This window comes from Dysgonomonas sp. 521, from assembly GCF_010501055.1.
Taxonomy (GTDB): Bacteria; Bacteroidota; Bacteroidia; order Bacteroidales; family Dysgonomonadaceae; genus Dysgonomonas.
Genome location: NZ_QVMO01000009.1, coordinates 58,159 through 76,388 on the forward strand (window position 1 = coordinate 58,159; position 18,230 = coordinate 76,388).

Genomic DNA, 18,230 nt, shown 5'->3' on the forward strand with positions numbered 1-18,230 from the left:
GACTTTTAGCATACAAAGTATTGATATTCAATCACATTGAAGTGTCATCCGTAAATTGCCTTGGAGTCTTACCAAACTCTGACTGGAAACATTTAGAGAAATATGAATGATTGGAGAAACCGACCATATACATAACCTCAGCCACCGTAAATTTATTTTGTGATAGTAGCATGGCTGCTTTTTTCAACCGTATCGATCTTATATATTCTACAGGAGACAGACCTGTAAGTTGCTTTATTTTACGATAAATTTGTTTAGAACCAATTCCTGAAATCGTACTAAGTGAATTTACATTCAGGTCAGGGTCGGCAATTTTATTTTCAATTATCTGAATAATCTCCGAAAGGAGTCTCTCATCCGGTGAAGTAGCTTCTATAGCTTTAGGTGTATCTATCGATTCTATTCTTAATTTAGTTTCTATCTGCTGTTTACTTTTCAGTAGCTGGTCTACACGCGAGAGCAACAGTTCCGTATCGAATGGTTTGGAAATAAATGCATCTACATTCAGATTTATACTTTCCAATTCGGTGCTTTTATCATCCTTTGCAGTGAGCAAAATGATTGGAATAGTTGAAGTTGGTACATTTTTCCTGATTCTGCGACTCATTTCGAGGCCATCCATCACCGGCATCATTATATCGGCAACTATCAAATCGGGAATATTATTTATTGCCATTTCCAATCCCATTTTGCCATTATGTGCAATTATACATCTATATTTACGAGACAATGTTTGGCTGATAAAATCCGCAATTTCCAGATTGTCATCTACAATTAATATTAGCGGGCTGTTCTCATCGGCAAAAGTCTCTACTTGTTCATTGCGAATATTATTTTCTTCCATCAATACCGGCAAAGAGATAACGATAGTGGTTCCTTTGTCCTCTTCCGATTCTATATGTATTTTTCCACCGTGCTGTTCGGTGTAGGTTTTAGCCAGATACAATCCTATTCCGGTTCCTTCTTTATTCCCTGTGGTTTTAGTTGTCTGGTAATATCGTTCGAAGATGTATGGTATTTCATTTGCAGGTATACCGATTCCTTGGTCGGAAAGGATAATGTCGAGTACCTTTTCATTATCTTTATAATTTAGCGCAAAATCTATACGACCACCCTCTTTCGTGTATTTGCATGCATTGGATAGCAAGTTATTCAATACCGATTCTATTTTCAGAACATCAATATTTACGAATATCTTCTCGTGATTAGTATGGAAAAAAAAGTTCAGATTCTTGTCTTTATACCCTTCCTGATAAACAGAATAAAGGCTTTTGGCAAATTCGACAAACTCTACTTTAGACAACATCAGGCTGGTGTTGGATATACTATCGGTTCGGTTAAATTCCAGTACCTGTCGTATAAGGGAATTTAACTTCAGTGCATTATGCTGCACATTCTCTAACAGCCGCTTCTTCGAAGCGTCTTTTGTATCCAACAGTAATTTGCTGACTGGCGCTATAATAAGGCTCAGAGGTGTCTTAAATTCGTGCGAAACATTGGTGAAGAAATCTATCTTGAGATTTGTCAACTCAACAGTCTTTTCTTTTTCGATTCGTTCGATTCTCAGATTGTTCCGTACTCGGAAGAAATTGATAATCCACACGATAAGGGCTAACAGCAAGATTGCATAGACACATTTTGCCCATAATGTATAATACCACGGCGGATTTATGCGTATGGAAAAGGTACGTGAAATATCCGATGGTTTCCCCGAAGAATCCAAACGGCTTATCATCAGTTTATATTTTCCATATTCCAGATTTGTATAATTTATACGGTTTATATTTTGTCTGATTATGTTCCAATCTGTGTCAGCACCCTCCAGTTTATAAACAAATTTACCGGCTTCCTCTTCCGAATAGATTAGATCAGAGAATTCGAAAGTCAAATTATTTTGGTTGTGGTCTAATTCTATTTCGTTCAGATAACGGATGCTATTTCCTTCTTGGCTGCTCGTTGGCTGGAATAAGTTATCGTTAATATAAAGAGCGGTGAGTATGAGTTGTGAGCCTGTAAAATTCTCATATTGTATATCCGGCGACAAAACGGTAAATTCATCGACTCCTCCCATGTATATCTTGTTTACATCTTTATCAAAGAAAAAGCATGTAAAAGATTTATTGGTGATATTCAGTCTTTTTACGCCATTTGTTCTCTTGTCCAATACCCAAAGGCTTTCCGTTGTTGAAATCCATATATTATTATCAACCTCAATCAATGAGAGAATTTCGCCGTTGCTGAAATTGTCAAACTTTATAAAATCCGAACTGTTTGTCTTAGTGTTTATACGCGCTATCCCGCCTCGATAGCCACCCCAAAGGAAGCCTTCGTCGTCACATATTACATAATTGGGGTTCTCATTATTTGTTCCTTCCTCTATTGGGTATTTATTGATAATATTGGCACTTACATCTATTTTATTAATCCCATTATTGTAAAGCAATACCCACACATTGCCGGAGTGATCGGGTATAATCTGATTGATAAAATTACCAGACAACCCATTTCTGGTGGAATAATTCATTTCGGCAACATAATTACCTGACGACTTCAGTAAGCGATCTCTATTGACTACAAATATACCGCCAAGACAGGTAGCTATCCATAATTGACCCTTATCGTCTTCGAATATATGATATGCCCAGTTTGAGTTCAAGGTATTTGTACTATCCACTATCGTGTAATGTACAAATTGTTTTTTCTGATAATCATATCTGTTGATGCTTCCGTCTGTGGCTACCCACAGATTGTTGTCTTTATCCTCATATATGTGCCTGATACGGTTGTGAGATATCGGATATTTCGGATCTCCCATTCTGTACCATATAGCATTATCGGTACGTTCGGTCAACGATGGGGAAAATATCAGACCGTTTGTTCCTCCAAACCAATAGTTGCCTCGCGAATCTTTAAAGATGGAATGAAATCGATTGCCATCGCCAATACCGGTGATTTGTGAAATAGGTATTGATTGTAATGACTTATTGTTACGCGCTAAAGAAATGCCATAATCGGTACCCAGCCAGATATTTTTTTCTTTATCGGCAAACACTCCCCATATAATATTATTGCTAAGCGATCTATTGTTTCTGGAGTCATGTACAAAATGACTAGTACTCTTATCTATATGATTATATGTGTACAAACCATTGTCTGTAGCCAGCACCAAGTTATTATCCCCGTCGATAGCCAATGATTTTATAGAGTTGTTGTGGAAGAAACTGATTTCTTCTATTTCGTTTTTATCTGGTGAATATTTGTATAATGCACCTTCTGTGCCTATCCATATATTCCGGGTATTTGTGTCCTCCAGCAATGTGTTTATAAACTGGTTACTCCTTTTGTTGTCAACAGGCAAGGATATTATTTCAAAGTTATCAGATTCGGGGATATACTTACAGAGTCCATTGTATGTCCCTATATATAGTGTATTATTCTGGGTTGTTATGATGGAATAAATAGTATTATGCGAAAGTCCCGAATGATTTTTTTTGTTTATATTTTCCAGCTTTTTTGTATCTAAATTGTATCTGAATAATCCGTCGAGTGTTCCCATCCAAAGGATATTGTCACGTATAGTAATTGCTCTTATATCTGAGGGGAAATCCGTATTATCTTCTTCATACTGATCAGTCTTATAATTATATATCAGTAAGCCGTTATCGGTTGCCAGTAGTAAATAATAGTCTTCATAGACTAACATAGAATGTATGAGTGTATTACTTTTTTCTCCAAATGTAAAATGTTGCTGAGCAGAATATCCGTCATAACTAAAAAGCCCTTTGTTAGTTCCAATCCAGATAAGACCCTGATTATCTTGCACAAAGCTATTAACTGTAGATACCTCGGCACTGGGGATGATATTTATAAATGCTTGATAATTTATAACTTGACCCCAGAAATTGGAGCTGCACAGTAAAAAAATAATTATATATACCAGACTTCTATGCATTCAATTAGTTATATCATTCAATACAAATATAATCCATTTTTGTGTAGTATTGATATTGATGAATTCCTTTAGTTCTATATTGATAAAATCCAGTAATTGACCAGGCATAAATTTGAGTTAGTCTAAATAAAATATATTTTTTACACCTCTTAGTGAATGCTAAACCTATTCCTTTGTATTGTTCAGTACCAGAGTACAATTTTGTCATATTTATTCTATGGTTCTGACGGAATAAAAATACATTATTTTAATTATCTTTACGCCATGAATAGCAGTCAACTCCAAGCCAAAAGTGGTATTTTGAGAGACAACCTAAGGACAAAAATAACTACTAAACCACTACTGACACAGTAGTAGTTATTTGGTAAAACATTAGAAAACATTGGTTTAAGATATAAAATAGTTGATCCAAATGGGATCACTGGAAGATCAGAAACGAACAGTCAACTTTCCGACAAAATAAGACAAAACTCTCTAAATGATGAATTTAGGGAGTTTTTTTATTCCCCTCAATAGACAAGAAGCGACAGGATATAGCAACCATAAGACACTGATTCGGTACCCAAACAGGTACCAATTTCTATCATTTGGTTATGGTACCGAATTGAAAGCTACATTCACAGTTTTATTCTATCTGCGTAAAACAAGGGCAGATGAAAACGGATTAACTCCCGTTATGGCACGCATAACTATTAGTGGAGAGCGTGCACAGTTCAATACACGGACAATGGTTGACCCTGTCCTGTGGGACAGCAAAGCAGGAAAATGTATCGGTCGTTCACAGGAAATCATCAAAACAAACCGAATTTTGGAAGCTTTAAAGGTAAGGATTACAGATATTTACCACAAACAGCTTAATGAATACGGATATGTATTGCCCGAGAAGATCAAGAATATTGTATTGGGCATTGAAACGGATAAAAAGAAAATGTTGTTGAAGCATTTTACAGAGCACAATGATTTCTACTTGTTAAAAGTCGGACGGGATACTTCTCAAATAACTTATGGAAGGTATGAATTGACTAAAACACGCTTACAGGAGTTCCTTAAAAAGGAATACCATCTGACGGATATTCCTGTCATGGAACTAACCCCTGTATTTATAGAAAAATTCTTCTTATATCTCCAAAACGAACACAATTGCAGCAATAATACGGCATTGAAATTTGTTCAACGTTTCAGGACCGTATTCAACTATATTAAAAGTACCGGAGCGGATATTAAGATAGATCCCTTTGTCGGTTTCAGGTTCAAGACCAAGAAAGTGATTCGGGAGGTCCTTACACAAGAGGAAATTGATACGATTTATCGGAAAGATTTCCAGACAGAAAGGCTCCGCCATATTCGGGATGTTTTCATTTTTATGTGCTATACGGGCTTAAGTTATATTGATGTGGCTCGATTGACAGAGGATAATATCAAAACAGCTTTCGATGGTCATCAATGGGTTATGACCAATCGTCAGAAAACCGATGTGCCATCCAACATTCGCTTGCTTGAAATACCTCTTGCGATCATTGAAAAGTATAAAGGAAAACAAAAAGACGGACGACTATTCCCTGTATGTTCCAACCAAAAGATGAATGAATATTTGAAGGAAACAGCAGACATTTAAGAGAGGCAAAGCAAAAGAGGGTAACAAGAACTTAATCAGTTGATTATGGATATGGTTCTTTTTGATATTTTGGGAATAAACGCATAAAAAAGCAAAGATGACGGTGAGTTCAGTTACCAGATCGTTACCTGAGTGAGTTTTTGATTCTTGACTTTAATATGCTTTTATACAGTAGTTTGCGTAATTTTGCATAGCACCGGATAACTCTAAGTAAACTAAATTTGTAATTAAAAAATTAGAGTTATGGCAAGAAGTACATTCAAGGTTCTGTTCTACCTGAAAAAGAACAATCTGAAAGAAGGCAAAGCACCCGTTATGGGAAGGATTACTGTTAATGGAAGTGTATCCCAGTTTAGCTGTAAGCTAAACATAAAACCCTCGTTATGGGATACCAAAGCAAACAAAGCCGCAGGCAAGAGCCTCGAAGCGCAGAAAATCAATCAGAAGTTAGACAACATCAAAACCCAGATCGGAAAGCAGTACCAAAATATCTGCGACAAAGATAATTTTGTATCAGCTGAGAAAGTCAAGAACGCTTATCTGGGTTTTGGTGATGATTACCGCACATTTTTTTCCATTGCAGATGAATTTTATGAGAGTTATGCCAAACGTGTAGGCAAAGACCGCACCGAAGGCTCTTATGAACAATTGATTATTAATCGCAGACGGGTAGAGATGTTCCTCCGGGACAGGTACAACCTATCCGATATTCCAATCAAAGAAATAGAGCCCCAGTTTATTGAAGACTATTATGCTTACCTATTGGAAGAACGCAAGCTGGCAGGCAGTACTTTACTTACTGCTGTTACCAAACTCAAGCAGATTATGCTGATAGCCCAACGCAAAGGATATATACACGTTAATCCATTTGCCGGATTCCGGTTCAAAGCCCAAACCCGTGACAGAGGCTATCTGACAGAAGATGAACTCAAAAGATTTATGTCTGTGGAACTCCGCCGGTACAAGCAACGACAAATTCGGGATATTTTCGTGTTCCAGGCATTTACCGGATTAGCATACTCCGATGTCAAGAAACTGACTTTCGATGATATACAAACTTCTTTTGACGGAGAACTTTGGCTGATAGCCAAACGCAAGAAAACGGGCACTACCTTTTATGTGAAGTTATTACCGGTAGCTAAACAACTGATTGAGCAATACCGATTAGTAGCCCTAAATAATTATATATTTCCTGTTCCTACTTTTAGCGATAGTATGAATCGCTGCCTGCAACGTATCGCTAAACTATGTGGCATTACCAAACGGATTACCTCGCATATGGCCAGACATTCGTTTGCCACAACCGTCTGTTTATCAAAGGGAGTGCCGATTGAAACCGTCTCTCAAATGCTTGGGCATTCTTGCATTACCACCACTCAAATCTATGCCAAAATCACGAACGATAAAATCAGTAAGGATATGGCTGCACTAACAGATAAGATTGGCGATACCTATCAACTCGAAGTTGACAGAGATGAATCGGACTATCGAAACATTAAACGTATCGGTAAAAAACAGAAAGCAATGTTTATCCGTAAAAAGAGGGAGAACAATCCGGTTGATCCCTCAAAATACATCATACGAAAATAAGTAAATTGTTTAGGTATGGTAAAATAAAACGGATTGATTTTTATAGTCAATCCGTTTCATTATTATACTTTGTACAATGTGCAATTTACATTCTCCGCCCTCTTTTCTTGGGCTGTATAACCGGTTGCTGTAGTTTCTTTTCTTTACCTGCAGCTTCTTCTTTCAGATGCGGGAAATGTTTGTTTTCCTCCCGGGTCATGTCTGTCAGGCGAGCCGCTATATCTTCCCAACGGAAATCTTTTCCCAACAAATCGATCCTTTCCGAGAAACGGATATCATCGTAATAGTTGAGCCCTTTAAGTGCCCGGTACGGATTTGTCTGCGGGTATTTCGTTTCGAATGCCGTCAGCATCTCTTTCAGTGAAAGATAGCCGGACAGGTAAGCCACATCGATAAAATCTTTCAGCCGGGTCCCGTTATCGCCAATAGCGGATAGCTTCATGGCGGCAATATCTTTCAGCCCATACAGGCGTATGCCGTCTTCCTGTATTCTTGGCTCCACATCCGGATAATCATGCCGAATGAAATCTAACTTTATACCATTAACTTCTCCTTTGAGGCTGTAGCCTTCCAGAAAGTCACCTTTAAAAGCATAGTTCTTCTGAAGATATTGTTCCAGTTGTACCGGATTAAATTCACCTGTGGTAAATAAATCCAGATCGATACTTTTCCGGTGTCCTATCAATAGAGATAAAGCTGTACCTCCGGCCAGTGCAAAACCATTGAATGTACTGTCATCCATTATTGATTTTAAGAGTGCATAAGTGCCTGCCTCGACTGTTTGCGTATGTAACATTTGAGTTCCTCCTTCTTTAAGTTAAAAGCAGCACAAACAAAAGCAATATCTTTATCGGAAAGGTTCAATATTTCATCCCGGATGATCTGTCTTACTCCCTCTATGCCTCCATAAAGGGCGAACATAGCATAATAATCCTCATCCCAACCTCTTTCAATAATACGCTCGACGACTAACGCCCGCATATATTGCCAGTCGAAACCGGAAAGGTCATATTCCCACAGCAGGCTGTGCCTTACTTTCGGTTCAAGTTTGATTCGTTCTTTCCAATCGGACCACATAGATATATCTTATATATGAATATTTAATGGTATAACAAAAATAAGTATTTATATCCAATTTACCGGATTTGACCGGCTTAAATATAAAAATTGATTGCTATTGTTTTGTCCTGCAAAAGTGTAAATAAAAATATCATTCTTTACCAATAGTTTCTTATTTATCTGCCCACAAAATAACAGGAAGAGAATAAAACGCCAAACCCTATGCCCTGACGGGTTTTCCTTTCAGGAAAAGATTTGTCTGATTTATCCTTCTTCCTGTAAAAAGAATGTTTAGCAGATGAAAAAGAAAAAATGTTTTGTTTCCCTCCATTCCCGTCTTAGAAAGGCAGTTCAGGCGAGTGGTAGTTATCATACAAGACTTGCTGTAATTCCTTCTCGGGATAGAGTATCTTCCCTCCGATAGTCGTATAACCGATCATTCGCTTATCCCGCAGGGTTTGAAGTGTACGGGGCGAGATATGGAGATACTCCATTACTTCCTCCCCACTCAGATAACGATTGTCAGCCAGCGTCGGACGATGCTTATCCCGAACATCCTGTACATTACCAAGAGCCTGCTCTATTTGTCCTTCGAGTTCCCTGAACTCTTCAGAATCGAAATTGATATACTTATCCATAAGGCTATTTCTTTACAGGTTTTATCTCTGTTCGAAGCAAGTCGTTGATATCCGACTCTTTAAAGTATACCTTGCCTCCCAACATAGCATACGGTATTTTACCATTATTACGCCAGGTCTGTAAAGTACGTTTCGATATACCCAAAGCCCGGCAGACATCCGCCGAGTCTATTCAGCCGTCACGGGGATTAGGGCAATATAATTCTTTTAATGCACTTACTTCAAGTGTTAATCTGCTAATCTGTCGTTTGAGCCTCTCCCACGCTAACAGCTCAATACATACTATTTCCATAGTTTATTTATTTTACAAATTAATTTTTACTTCTGTTCTTTATCACTGTTGAATGTGCTGGCTAGAGAGCGTTTTAGCCCCTCGCTGGCTACACGGGTTATCAGTTCCCTGTTCACAGACAAATGGTCGGCAAGGATATTCGACAATAAGATAGTCGGGGTTATCTCTGGCATAATATGCTGTAAGGAAGCGACAAGCGTCTGTAGCTTCTCTTTCATACGCACATCGATATATACCGGAGTATAATCCTTGATTTTCTGTGTGGTCAAAAATCGTCTGGCATAATCTTCTTCGTCTTTCTTACGACCGGCCTTACCTTTGGCAGAAGTTGGCATTCATGTACTGTCTTCAATTATTTCGGACATATCTTTCTTTTCTATTTCTGATTTAGTATTTTCAAGTTCGTCACTCATCCTGATTTTATTTTAAATGTGAATAATAATGTTTAATGATTTAATACATGTAAGTGTGTTAATAGTACATGCTAACACTTACAGATATGAACTTACTCAAACATCCCTGATACGGTTGGCTTTATTGGCTCTATACATAACTATGCACTCCCGGAGAATAATGGATATACGATATTGTATACCGGACCTCCGAAATCAGGAACAAAATTATCGACTTACTGATGCCCACGCTGTTTGCATAACAGCCTTACCTAACAGGTTGAGATAGTATAATATTGATTATCAATACATATCGGTTGAGGCATATAATCAGGAAAGGCAAATTTGACTGAAATTATCAAACCGCATATAAATACCAATCAGCTGATATTCAGGCAATCATGTGGTATTGGTAAGTAAAAGGAATATTTATAGGTAAAAATGGCAAATAATATTTTTTAACTATTCAGCCGAATTTTCCCTCATTTGTTCTATCAGGTCTTCTATATCTTCAAGTCCGGTAATACGTTCTTTCTTATTTCGATTACGGCAATTGAGTAGTTGTTGCATATTAATGTAGTGCGTATTATCTCCGTATCTTTCTTTATTGCCCTCTGTACGGAAGGATATAAAGTCTTTATTACCATCGGCAACAGATACCCATGTATCTTTGATATGACCGGAATCCATTAGTTGGTCAAAAAGATAAACTAATGATTTTTGGTTGGTAACTTGTAATGGTTCGGCTAGTTTTCCTGCCAAGAGCTTTTTTATCTCCGATATTTTTACTTTTAGGCGAAACAACCTAATCTTTTCTATGCAGTCTGCTAATAATGTATATTGTTCTTTGCTCAGTTTGGGCTGGTAGGAACGTTTGGTAACTTTGGGTTTAGCTTTAGCCTCCTTGACTATATTGCTTTTAGGGGTTGGCAACTTTTTCTGAGTAATAATCTCTTTGGGAGTCGGAAGCTTTTCTTTGGCAGTATCTTTTGAGGGAGTTGGAAATAATTTCTCATATTTTATACACAAGCGTTCCAAACTTACAAGGTCTACCAACTCTTTAAAGTAAGGTAAATCTATTTTTGTTAGTTCCTTTGTATAGTTGACTTTATTTATTTCAATGGTAGGAGCAGTAAATTTGCTATACTGGCGAAAAAGATCTTTTCCTGCATCATCATAGAACTCGGAATACCACAGATAATCTTCCCGTCCTTCCCGAAGATATCTGGGTAGACTTTCTAATGGTGGGTTGTTGCGAATAATATCAATTACTTTACTATGATAATGCCGAATGTCTGCTTCGGTAACTCTCGTATTGGAAATTATACCTAACATTGTTTCGTAGTTTATTTCCACAAAACTATTCAGGCATATCTGCACCTCCCGAAATGCTTCGGGAATATTGCTGTCATAATCCAACTGTTCTTCAAACTCATACATAGATAGTCTAAAGATAAATATTTCCCCAGTAATATTACCAATATTACTAACAGAAGTAGCTAAAGTCAGTTGGATTGGCAATATGGGTGGCAAATAAATGTAAGTCGATGCAAAGTTATCCGTATAGGTGTAGCAAGTATATAACTATCAGAATTACAGCATATATTTGTATTTGTGTCCATGCCGGATACCACGATTAGTAACATAAATATCAGTACGATGAGACGATTAATTGAAACTATCAGAACAAGTAAAGTATCTGGAGAGATTATAGCTAACTGCTCCACCTACCCTTGAAGAGCAAACGGCAATACTCCGGCAGTATTGCTGGTTTCGAAGTGTTCGATAGTGTCCTCACTTCAGAGTGAAAATGTTGCCTCCGAATCAAAAAACAAAAAGGCTCCTGCCTCTTTATTTTTTTCTCGCCGTCAAAGGAGCAAGGTAATCGCACGGGTAACCCGAAATTCACCTGCGGCTCTTTCAGTTTACACTCGTGCATACCTTGCTCTGCGAGGCTGTGACCACGTAAAAGAGAAATCCGGCGTACCTTGAATTTCTCTTTTACTTCAAAATCCGCTCCCGCCGGTCGCAGATTTTGAGGTCACCGAACAGCCCTTTTTTGTTGCTCCCGATGGTTGCAACGCCAAAGAGCTGTGTGGCAATCCTTCACTTCATCTCCCGTTGGTCGCTTTCGTTACGGCTAGCCCGAATACAAAAATGTATTCGGAGATATTCCATAACCATAAAAGAAACAGTTATGGAAAATAAGAAAAAGGAGAATAAATTGGGAGCGAAGTCTCTCCGCAGAGGAAGGCCGACTAAAGAAAAAGCGAAATTATCGACTTCAATCAATCTCAAATTAACTGAAAAGGATTATAATACCATAAAAGAAAAAGCCGAGAAACTAGGTATGAAAGCTACCCAATATACACGGGAAATGGTATTGAAAGGAAATATTAAATCACGCTTTACTTTGGAAGAACTCGACCTGATGCGGAAGCTTTCGGGTATGGCAAACAATCTGAATCAAATTGCCAAGCAAGCCAATAAATATGGGCTTCCAAATACCGCTATGGAGGTTATCGTCATTACAAGTCAAATCAAAAAGCTACTGGATGATCGCTAAAAATATCAAAGGAAAATCATTCAAAGGCTGTGTATCATATGTAATGAATGATACAGCGACTTTGCTTGAAGCCGAAGGGGTATTTACGGATAATACAAAGAATATTATCCGCAGTTTTGCCATGCAACGTTCCGGCAGGAAAGAGATAAAACAACCTGTCGGGCATATTCCTATATCCTTTTCTCCTGAAGATAGAGCGAGAATGACGAACGATTTTATGCTCCGATTAGCCAAAGAATATATGGAAGAAATGGGGATTAAGAACACTCAATATATCATTGTTCGGCATCACAATGCTGATAATGACCATCTGCATATTGTGTATAACCGCATCGATAATGACCTGAAATTAATTTCGGTTAACCATGATTATAAACGAAACATCAAGGTCTGCAAGAAACTGAAAGATAAATATGACCTAACTTACGGCAAAGGAAAAGAGAAGGTCAAACGGGAAAAACTGGATAATCCCGATAAGGTAAAGTACTATATTCACGATGCAATAAAATCGGTTTTGCATAATTGTAAGAATCCTGCCGATTTAAGATTTGCTCTTCAAAAGTTTGGGATTGAGATTGAATATAAGCATAGGAAAACCACAAATGAGATTGAGGGTGTATCGTTCCGTTACAACAATATCTCTTTCAAAGGATCACAGATCGATAGGAAATTCAGTTTCGGAAACCTCAAAAAAGAGTTTGAAAGGAATATCAAAATTCAGCAGGAACAAGCAGAAAAAGAACAAGAACAACAAAAAAAGCAGCTGCCAAAGGTAGAACAACAAACAGAGAATAAGCCTAAGAATCCATCTATCGGTGGCATCGAACTCACTCCTGAGCAATGGAAAACCTTGAGTGAAAGCGGATTTATTTTTCTTGAAAATATGAATCGAAGTGATAGTAATGGAAAATTCTCTTCGTATGTTTTTTTGAATGATGAAAAGAATAAGGCTCTTTTTAGCAAAAATAATCCTGATGAATTTGTCAAATATGGTAAGTATGAAATGCGTGTTCGGGATAAAATCCTGATTGAGGCGGGATATATTGCTAAAGCTAAAGTCAAATGGTATGGTATCAGTTCATATGCATACCCGTACCTGTGGAAAAGTAATAGATCTGATGTAGAGTACAAGGAATCGTGGAGTGATCCGAGAATTAAGAAAGAGAAAAAAGTGGAAGTGAAACCTAAACAGCCTACAATTCATAAGAAAAATAGAGGAAGGAAAATGTAGTTTTTTATAAGCAAGCCATCTAACCTATTTACCATTGAGAAGCTTCTGGATTATTATGAAATAGAATATCCTGCACTAAGTCCTAATGGAATATTTGCCGATGAATACAGGCAAAGCCTATATAATGAACTGCTTATTGCGGGCAATACTCCGGAAAATGCTTATACGGCAACTGCCTGATTGGAAGAGGGAAATATTGTTGCTTATAACAATGTTCTGAAAAATATATCGAACCCAAACATCAAAATTATCGTTTAGAGGCAAATATAAGCAAGTAAAGGAAACTGTTAAACCAAAGACTCCTCAAATTCAGAATAGAAAAAAATGATAAAAATGTAATAGTGGGATACCTACTATTTGCAGAAACATTGCAGCAAAAAACATCGCCTATGATTTATTTATATATCACATTATGAGCTAAATAAGATTCATTTTGTCTATATCGGAAAATGATTTCAAAATCAAAATTACCAAATATTAACATATGTATCGGGTAATTTTTTGTATATTTGTAATTAAGTGTGGAAAATCCACGTCTGATTCAGATTAGGTTTCTGTCATTTTTTAACATGTATGATAATCTGAATTCTTATTTTCAAACTATCACAATTCAAGAGGGAAAGAAACCATTAATATTGGCTCTTGCCAATATAGGATTTGCTTCCGATTACCCTGCATTATTGTACTAAGCTATACCTGTATACACACGGATTAGGGTAAGCTATTGTAAAACATAGAATATATGTTAAAATACCTACTATTGCTATTTTTTACCATATTATCGTTCACAGTAAACGCCCAAGAAAAGATAAATTTTAAAATAAGTGGAGCCTTACGCTTTAATATCGCGTCAGAAAACTATGAATCGAGTAATACGCTGGACACCTACATGAAATTCGACACGTGGTTTCTTTCGGTCGATAGCCGCTACAAGGATTTAGATATGAGTATTCAATATCGCTTTTATCCTGGGTCGAAAGTGCATTTTATTCATCATGCCTACATCGGATATAAAATAAATAAAAATTGGTATACAAAATTAGGTGTTTTCCAAAAGCCATTCGGTATAGGAGATTTTGCATCCCATTCGTGGTGGTTTCAAATACCTTATTACATGGGACTGGAAGATACTTACAATACCGGAATCGGATTAGAATATGCACACAACAACCTGAAGTTTGAAGTAGCGTACTTCAGACAGGCTGCTCCGAAAGGTTTTTTTACCACAAATACAGAAGATACAAGTGTTGGTAACAGCCGGTTTTCGTATGCCATTGTTCCTTCATCAGGTAATGACGAAGGAGCAGCCCCTGCTTCTATACAAGAATTGGATCAATTTAACTCACGTGTCCGTTATCAACTGTCGAAAGATATAGAATGTGGCATTTCGGGACAATTTGGCAGTATATATAATACTGCTTTAAATAAAAGAAAATGGGGGTTGACTTGGGCTCTTCATACAGTTATAGATTACAGAAAGTGGAATTTCAAAGGAGAATTTATCCATTACCATTACAATGCGGTTAACGACCTGGAGCAACCAATGGATGTAGTACCTATGGCGGCTTATGGTTTGGCATACGATGTAGCGACCAAAGGAAATATTTATGTTGCAGGTATTTCGTATACTATTCCTGTAAATCATAAGTTCCTGAAAACTATTCAACCTTATATAGATTATTCTATAGTGAGTAAATCAAAAAAAGGATATTACACTACCCAGCATTTAGTGCCCGGAGTCCTCATCGTAAATGGCCCCTTATATACACATATAGATATGGCTTTGGGGAAAAATCAGCCGTGGCTTACCAACGATTTTGGAGAGGGTCTAGCTAAAGGCAGAAGTAATGCGCGGTGGAATAGCCGTTTCAATATCAATGTTGGCTATTATTTTTAAATATAATAATATATATATCGAAACAAATAAACTTAGTTATGGATAAACTAAAAAACTCATTTAAGACAACTTTTACCAAATCGGTAGCTCTGCCCGGTCTTGCTGTCATCTTGATCATATCCTTATATTGTGGGATATTTCCCAGTCAGGCAAATGATACTCTAAACATTATTAAAGTATATTTTTTTAGTAATCTGAGTTGGATATATGTTCTGTTGGTTACAATATTCATCTTGTTTTTGATTATAATCGCACTAAGTAAACTGGGGAATATAAGGCTTGGAGCAGATAATGCTAAACCTAAATATAGTTTTTTTTCGTGGATAGCCATGTTGTTTGCCGCGGGGATGGGGATCGGTCTTATGTATTTTGGTGTGGCTGAAACAATTTCGCACTATGCCAATCCCGCTATAGGCGACACGATCAAGAGAGCCAAAGAAGCTCAACTATACACTTTTTTTCATTGGGGGATACATGCATGGGCAATATATGCTGTAATGGGCCTCATACTCGCATATTTTGCATACCGGTATAAACTACCTTTGGCTATTCGGAGCGGTTTATATCCACTCTTGAAAGATAAGATTAATGGCCCCATAGGCAACGTTGTAGATACATTTGCTTTGTGCAGTACATTTTTCGGTATTGCCACTACGTTGGGCTTTGGTGTTGTGCAACTGAATGCAGGACTGACTAGTATCGGATTATTATCCGAATCCAGTTTTACTTTTCAGGCTATTATTGTAGTTGTTGTCATGGCAATAGCAGTCACCTCCACGCTTACGGGACTTGATAAGGGTGTAAAAAAACTGAGTGAATTAAATCTTTCGTTGGCATTTATATTGATGGTATTTATTCTGATCATGGGACCTACTGTATATATCTTAAGCACTCTTAGTGAAGGCATAGGTTATTATGTCAGCAACTTTACAAACCTCACTTTCAATACGTTTGCATATGAGACAGAAAGCCTTGATTGGTTTTCCGGATGGACTATTATGTATTGGGCTTGGTGGATTTCATGGGCACCATTTGTTGGTCTTTTTATTGCACGTATATCAAAGGGACGTACTATAAGGGAATATATAATTGCTGTATTATTGATCCCTTCTCTTTTTAATTTCCTATGGATGACTGTTTTCGGTAGCAGTGCCGTTTGGCTGGATAAACATGTTGTTGGTGGAGCTCTAAGTGCATTATCAAACAATCCAGACATCCTGCTATTCCGTTTTTTTGAGGAATTTCCACTCACATCCGTGCTTAATGTACTCGCCATACTGATGATTGCTGTATTTTTCGTCACTTCTGCTGATTCAGGAATTCTCGTAATGAATAGTATAGCTTCCGGGGATAAAAGAAATACTCCAAAATGGCAAAACATTTTTTGGGGAATTTTATTGGCTATACTTTCTTTGGTAATGCTTAGGTCGGGTGGTTTGGACGCTCTACAAACTATGACCTTAATTTCTGCTTTACCCTTCGGGTTAATAATGTTGCTGCTGTGTTTTTGTTTATGGAAGGCTTTACGGATCGACCATTTGTTTCATAATGCAGAACTACCATACGGAAGTATAGCATGGAACGGAAGTATGTGGAAAGAACGACTGAGCAGGATAATAACCTTTTCCCAGAAAAAAGATATTCACTCATTTTTGAGTAATACGGTAAACAGTGCCTTTGAAGAGATTAAGGAAGAGCTGTTTGAAAATAATATCGAAGCAGCTATTAATAAAGGATCGAAAAACGATTTATTTATAGAACTTCTTATACGACACGACAAGATAAGAAACTTCCGCTATGGTGTTGTCGCCGAACCTCAAACGTTGTCAGATTATATTATTCAAGAAGAGAATGCTCCTGATATTGAAGCCGGTACAACATATGTTCCCATAACATATTTCAATGATGGTCGTAGTGGCAATAATATCCAATATATGACCAAAGATGAGATCATTGTTGATATCCTCAGAGAATATGAGCGCTTTATTAGCCTGATATCTGATGATAAAAACGAATTATTAGTAGTTGATAAATAAACTTTTATTTTTAGAGTTATACAAAATTATAATTAACATGATTATTATGGATAAAATCAATTTAGAACAATTAGAAACATTTGGGAACTCGGCAATTCATTTTGGAATAAAATTGTTAATTGCTATAGGCATACTCATTATTGGATTCTGGGTTGTAAAAAGAATTATGAAATCGATGAGAAAGATGATGGAGGAAAAGCATATAGATCCCTCATTAAAAACATTTTTAACTTCAACAATGAACATCTTGTTAAAAATATTGGTTTTAGTAATTGTATTCACCACAGTAGGCATAGAAATGACCTCTATTGTTGCTATTTTAGGAGCCGCTTCTTTAGCCATTGGTATGGCTCTGTCGGGAACTTTGCAAAATTTTGCCGGAGGTGTTGTTATACTTACTATTAAACCTTTCGAGATAGGAGATTTGATCGAAACAGACAACGGACATCTCGGGTTTGTAAAAGGGATTATGATTTTTACCACACGTATCAGAACTTTTGATAACAGAATTATATATTTGCCAAATGGGAGTTTAGTCAATGGAGCGCTCACTAATCATACAAAAGAAGGGCGAAGACGCATCGACGCGGTATTCGGTGTATCTTACGGTGATGATGTAGCAAAGGCTCGTAACTTACTAATAGAAATGCTGGAAAATGACAAAAGAGTACACAAAAGTCCTGCACCGGCAGTATACCTGAACAGCCTGTCAGACAGCTCTGTAGACATAATTGTCAAATTCTGGACAGATTTTGATACCTATTATGATTTGCAATATGAGCTGACCGAGAAGGTGTATAATGAATTCCCTAAAAACGGACTTAACTTCCCATTTCCTCAAATGGATGTACATTTTGATAAAATAGGCTAAGTACATGACAAAAATTTAAAGATATCAATATCATTCTGATTATTAGCATTTAACAACACTTGCATTATGTGATTAAGTCCATATTTGAAAA

Annotated in this window: 14 protein-coding genes; 7 read left to right on the forward strand and 7 right to left on the reverse strand. The window is 37.1% G+C overall.

Features of this window, described 5'->3' with window-relative positions:
• Positions 1–31: 31 nt before the first annotated feature.
• Positions 32–3,952: a hybrid sensor histidine kinase/response regulator transcription factor gene (locus D0T84_RS04990; RefSeq protein ID WP_163306617.1), complete on the reverse strand. Its 3,921-nt coding sequence runs from the start codon at positions 3,950–3,952 to the stop codon at positions 32–34.
• 478 nt (positions 3,953–4,430) lie between these two features.
• On the opposite strand from D0T84_RS04990, the gene D0T84_RS04995 reads away from it, so the two are divergent.
• Both D0T84_RS04995 and D0T84_RS05000 read left to right on the forward strand, forming a co-directional pair.
• Positions 4,431–5,567, forward strand: a complete 1,137-nt coding sequence (locus D0T84_RS04995) for a site-specific integrase (RefSeq protein WP_255495205.1) — start codon at positions 4,431–4,433, stop codon at positions 5,565–5,567.
• 243 nt (positions 5,568–5,810) lie between these two features.
• A complete protein-coding gene (locus D0T84_RS05000) occupies positions 5,811–7,157 on the forward strand; it encodes a site-specific integrase (RefSeq protein WP_163306619.1) in 1,347 nt (448 codons plus the stop codon).
• Between the two features lie 85 nt (positions 7,158–7,242).
• Here D0T84_RS05000 and D0T84_RS05005 read toward each other — a convergent pair whose 3' ends face one another.
• The 6 genes from D0T84_RS05005 to D0T84_RS05030 all read right to left on the reverse strand — a co-directional run bounded on the left by D0T84_RS05005 (position 7,243) and on the right by D0T84_RS05030 (position 10,978).
• Positions 7,243–7,899 carry a nucleotidyl transferase AbiEii/AbiGii toxin family protein gene (locus tag D0T84_RS05005; RefSeq protein ID WP_255495207.1) on the reverse strand — a complete coding sequence of 219 codons (657 nt, stop codon included), beginning with the start codon at positions 7,897–7,899 and terminating at the stop codon, positions 7,243–7,245.
• Between the two features lie 8 nt (positions 7,900–7,907).
• On the reverse strand, positions 7,908–8,234 hold the full coding sequence (locus D0T84_RS05010; RefSeq protein ID WP_163306623.1) for a hypothetical protein: 327 nt from the start codon (positions 8,232–8,234) through the stop codon (positions 7,908–7,910).
• Positions 8,235–8,554: 320 nt separating this feature from the next.
• Entirely contained in the window at positions 8,555–8,854 is a 300-nt protein-coding gene (locus D0T84_RS05015; RefSeq protein ID WP_163306625.1) for a helix-turn-helix domain-containing protein, read from the reverse strand.
• A 4-nt stretch (positions 8,855–8,858) separates the two neighbouring features.
• Positions 8,859–9,026 carry a helix-turn-helix domain-containing protein gene (locus D0T84_RS05020; protein ID WP_163306646.1) on the reverse strand — a complete coding sequence of 56 codons (168 nt, stop codon included), beginning with the start codon at positions 9,024–9,026 and terminating at the stop codon, positions 8,859–8,861.
• 146 nt (positions 9,027–9,172) lie between these two features.
• Complete coding sequence (locus D0T84_RS05025) at positions 9,173–9,481, reverse strand: DUF3408 domain-containing protein (RefSeq protein WP_163306627.1); 309 nt, start codon at positions 9,479–9,481, stop codon at positions 9,173–9,175.
• Between the two features lie 519 nt (positions 9,482–10,000).
• The gene (locus D0T84_RS05030; protein WP_163306629.1) at positions 10,001–10,978 is read right to left on the reverse strand and encodes a hypothetical protein; all 978 of its coding nucleotides are present in this window, start codon (positions 10,976–10,978) and stop codon (positions 10,001–10,003) included.
• Positions 10,979–11,735: 757 nt separating this feature from the next.
• Between D0T84_RS05030 and mobC the strand changes: the two genes are divergently transcribed.
• From mobC to D0T84_RS05055, 5 genes are all read left to right on the forward strand, one after another.
• Positions 11,736–12,104, forward strand: coding sequence for a plasmid mobilization relaxosome protein MobC (gene mobC, locus D0T84_RS05035; RefSeq protein WP_163306631.1), 369 nt, complete (start codon positions 11,736–11,738; stop codon positions 12,102–12,104).
• Entirely contained in the window at positions 12,094–13,335 is a 1,242-nt protein-coding gene (locus tag D0T84_RS05040) for a relaxase/mobilization nuclease domain-containing protein (RefSeq protein ID WP_163306633.1), read from the forward strand. Before mobC ends, D0T84_RS05040 begins: the two co-directional genes overlap by 11 nt.
• 742 nt (positions 13,336–14,077) lie before the next feature.
• Complete coding sequence (locus tag D0T84_RS05045; protein WP_163306635.1) at positions 14,078–15,232, forward strand: hypothetical protein; 1,155 nt, start codon at positions 14,078–14,080, stop codon at positions 15,230–15,232.
• 38 nt (positions 15,233–15,270) lie between these two features.
• Positions 15,271–17,268 carry a BCCT family transporter gene (locus D0T84_RS05050; RefSeq protein WP_163306637.1) on the forward strand — a complete coding sequence of 666 codons (1,998 nt, stop codon included), beginning with the start codon at positions 15,271–15,273 and terminating at the stop codon, positions 17,266–17,268.
• A 46-nt stretch (positions 17,269–17,314) separates the two neighbouring features.
• On the forward strand, positions 17,315–18,139 hold the full coding sequence (locus D0T84_RS05055) for a mechanosensitive ion channel family protein (protein WP_163306639.1): 825 nt from the start codon (positions 17,315–17,317) through the stop codon (positions 18,137–18,139).
• Positions 18,140–18,230: the final 91 nt, after the last annotated feature.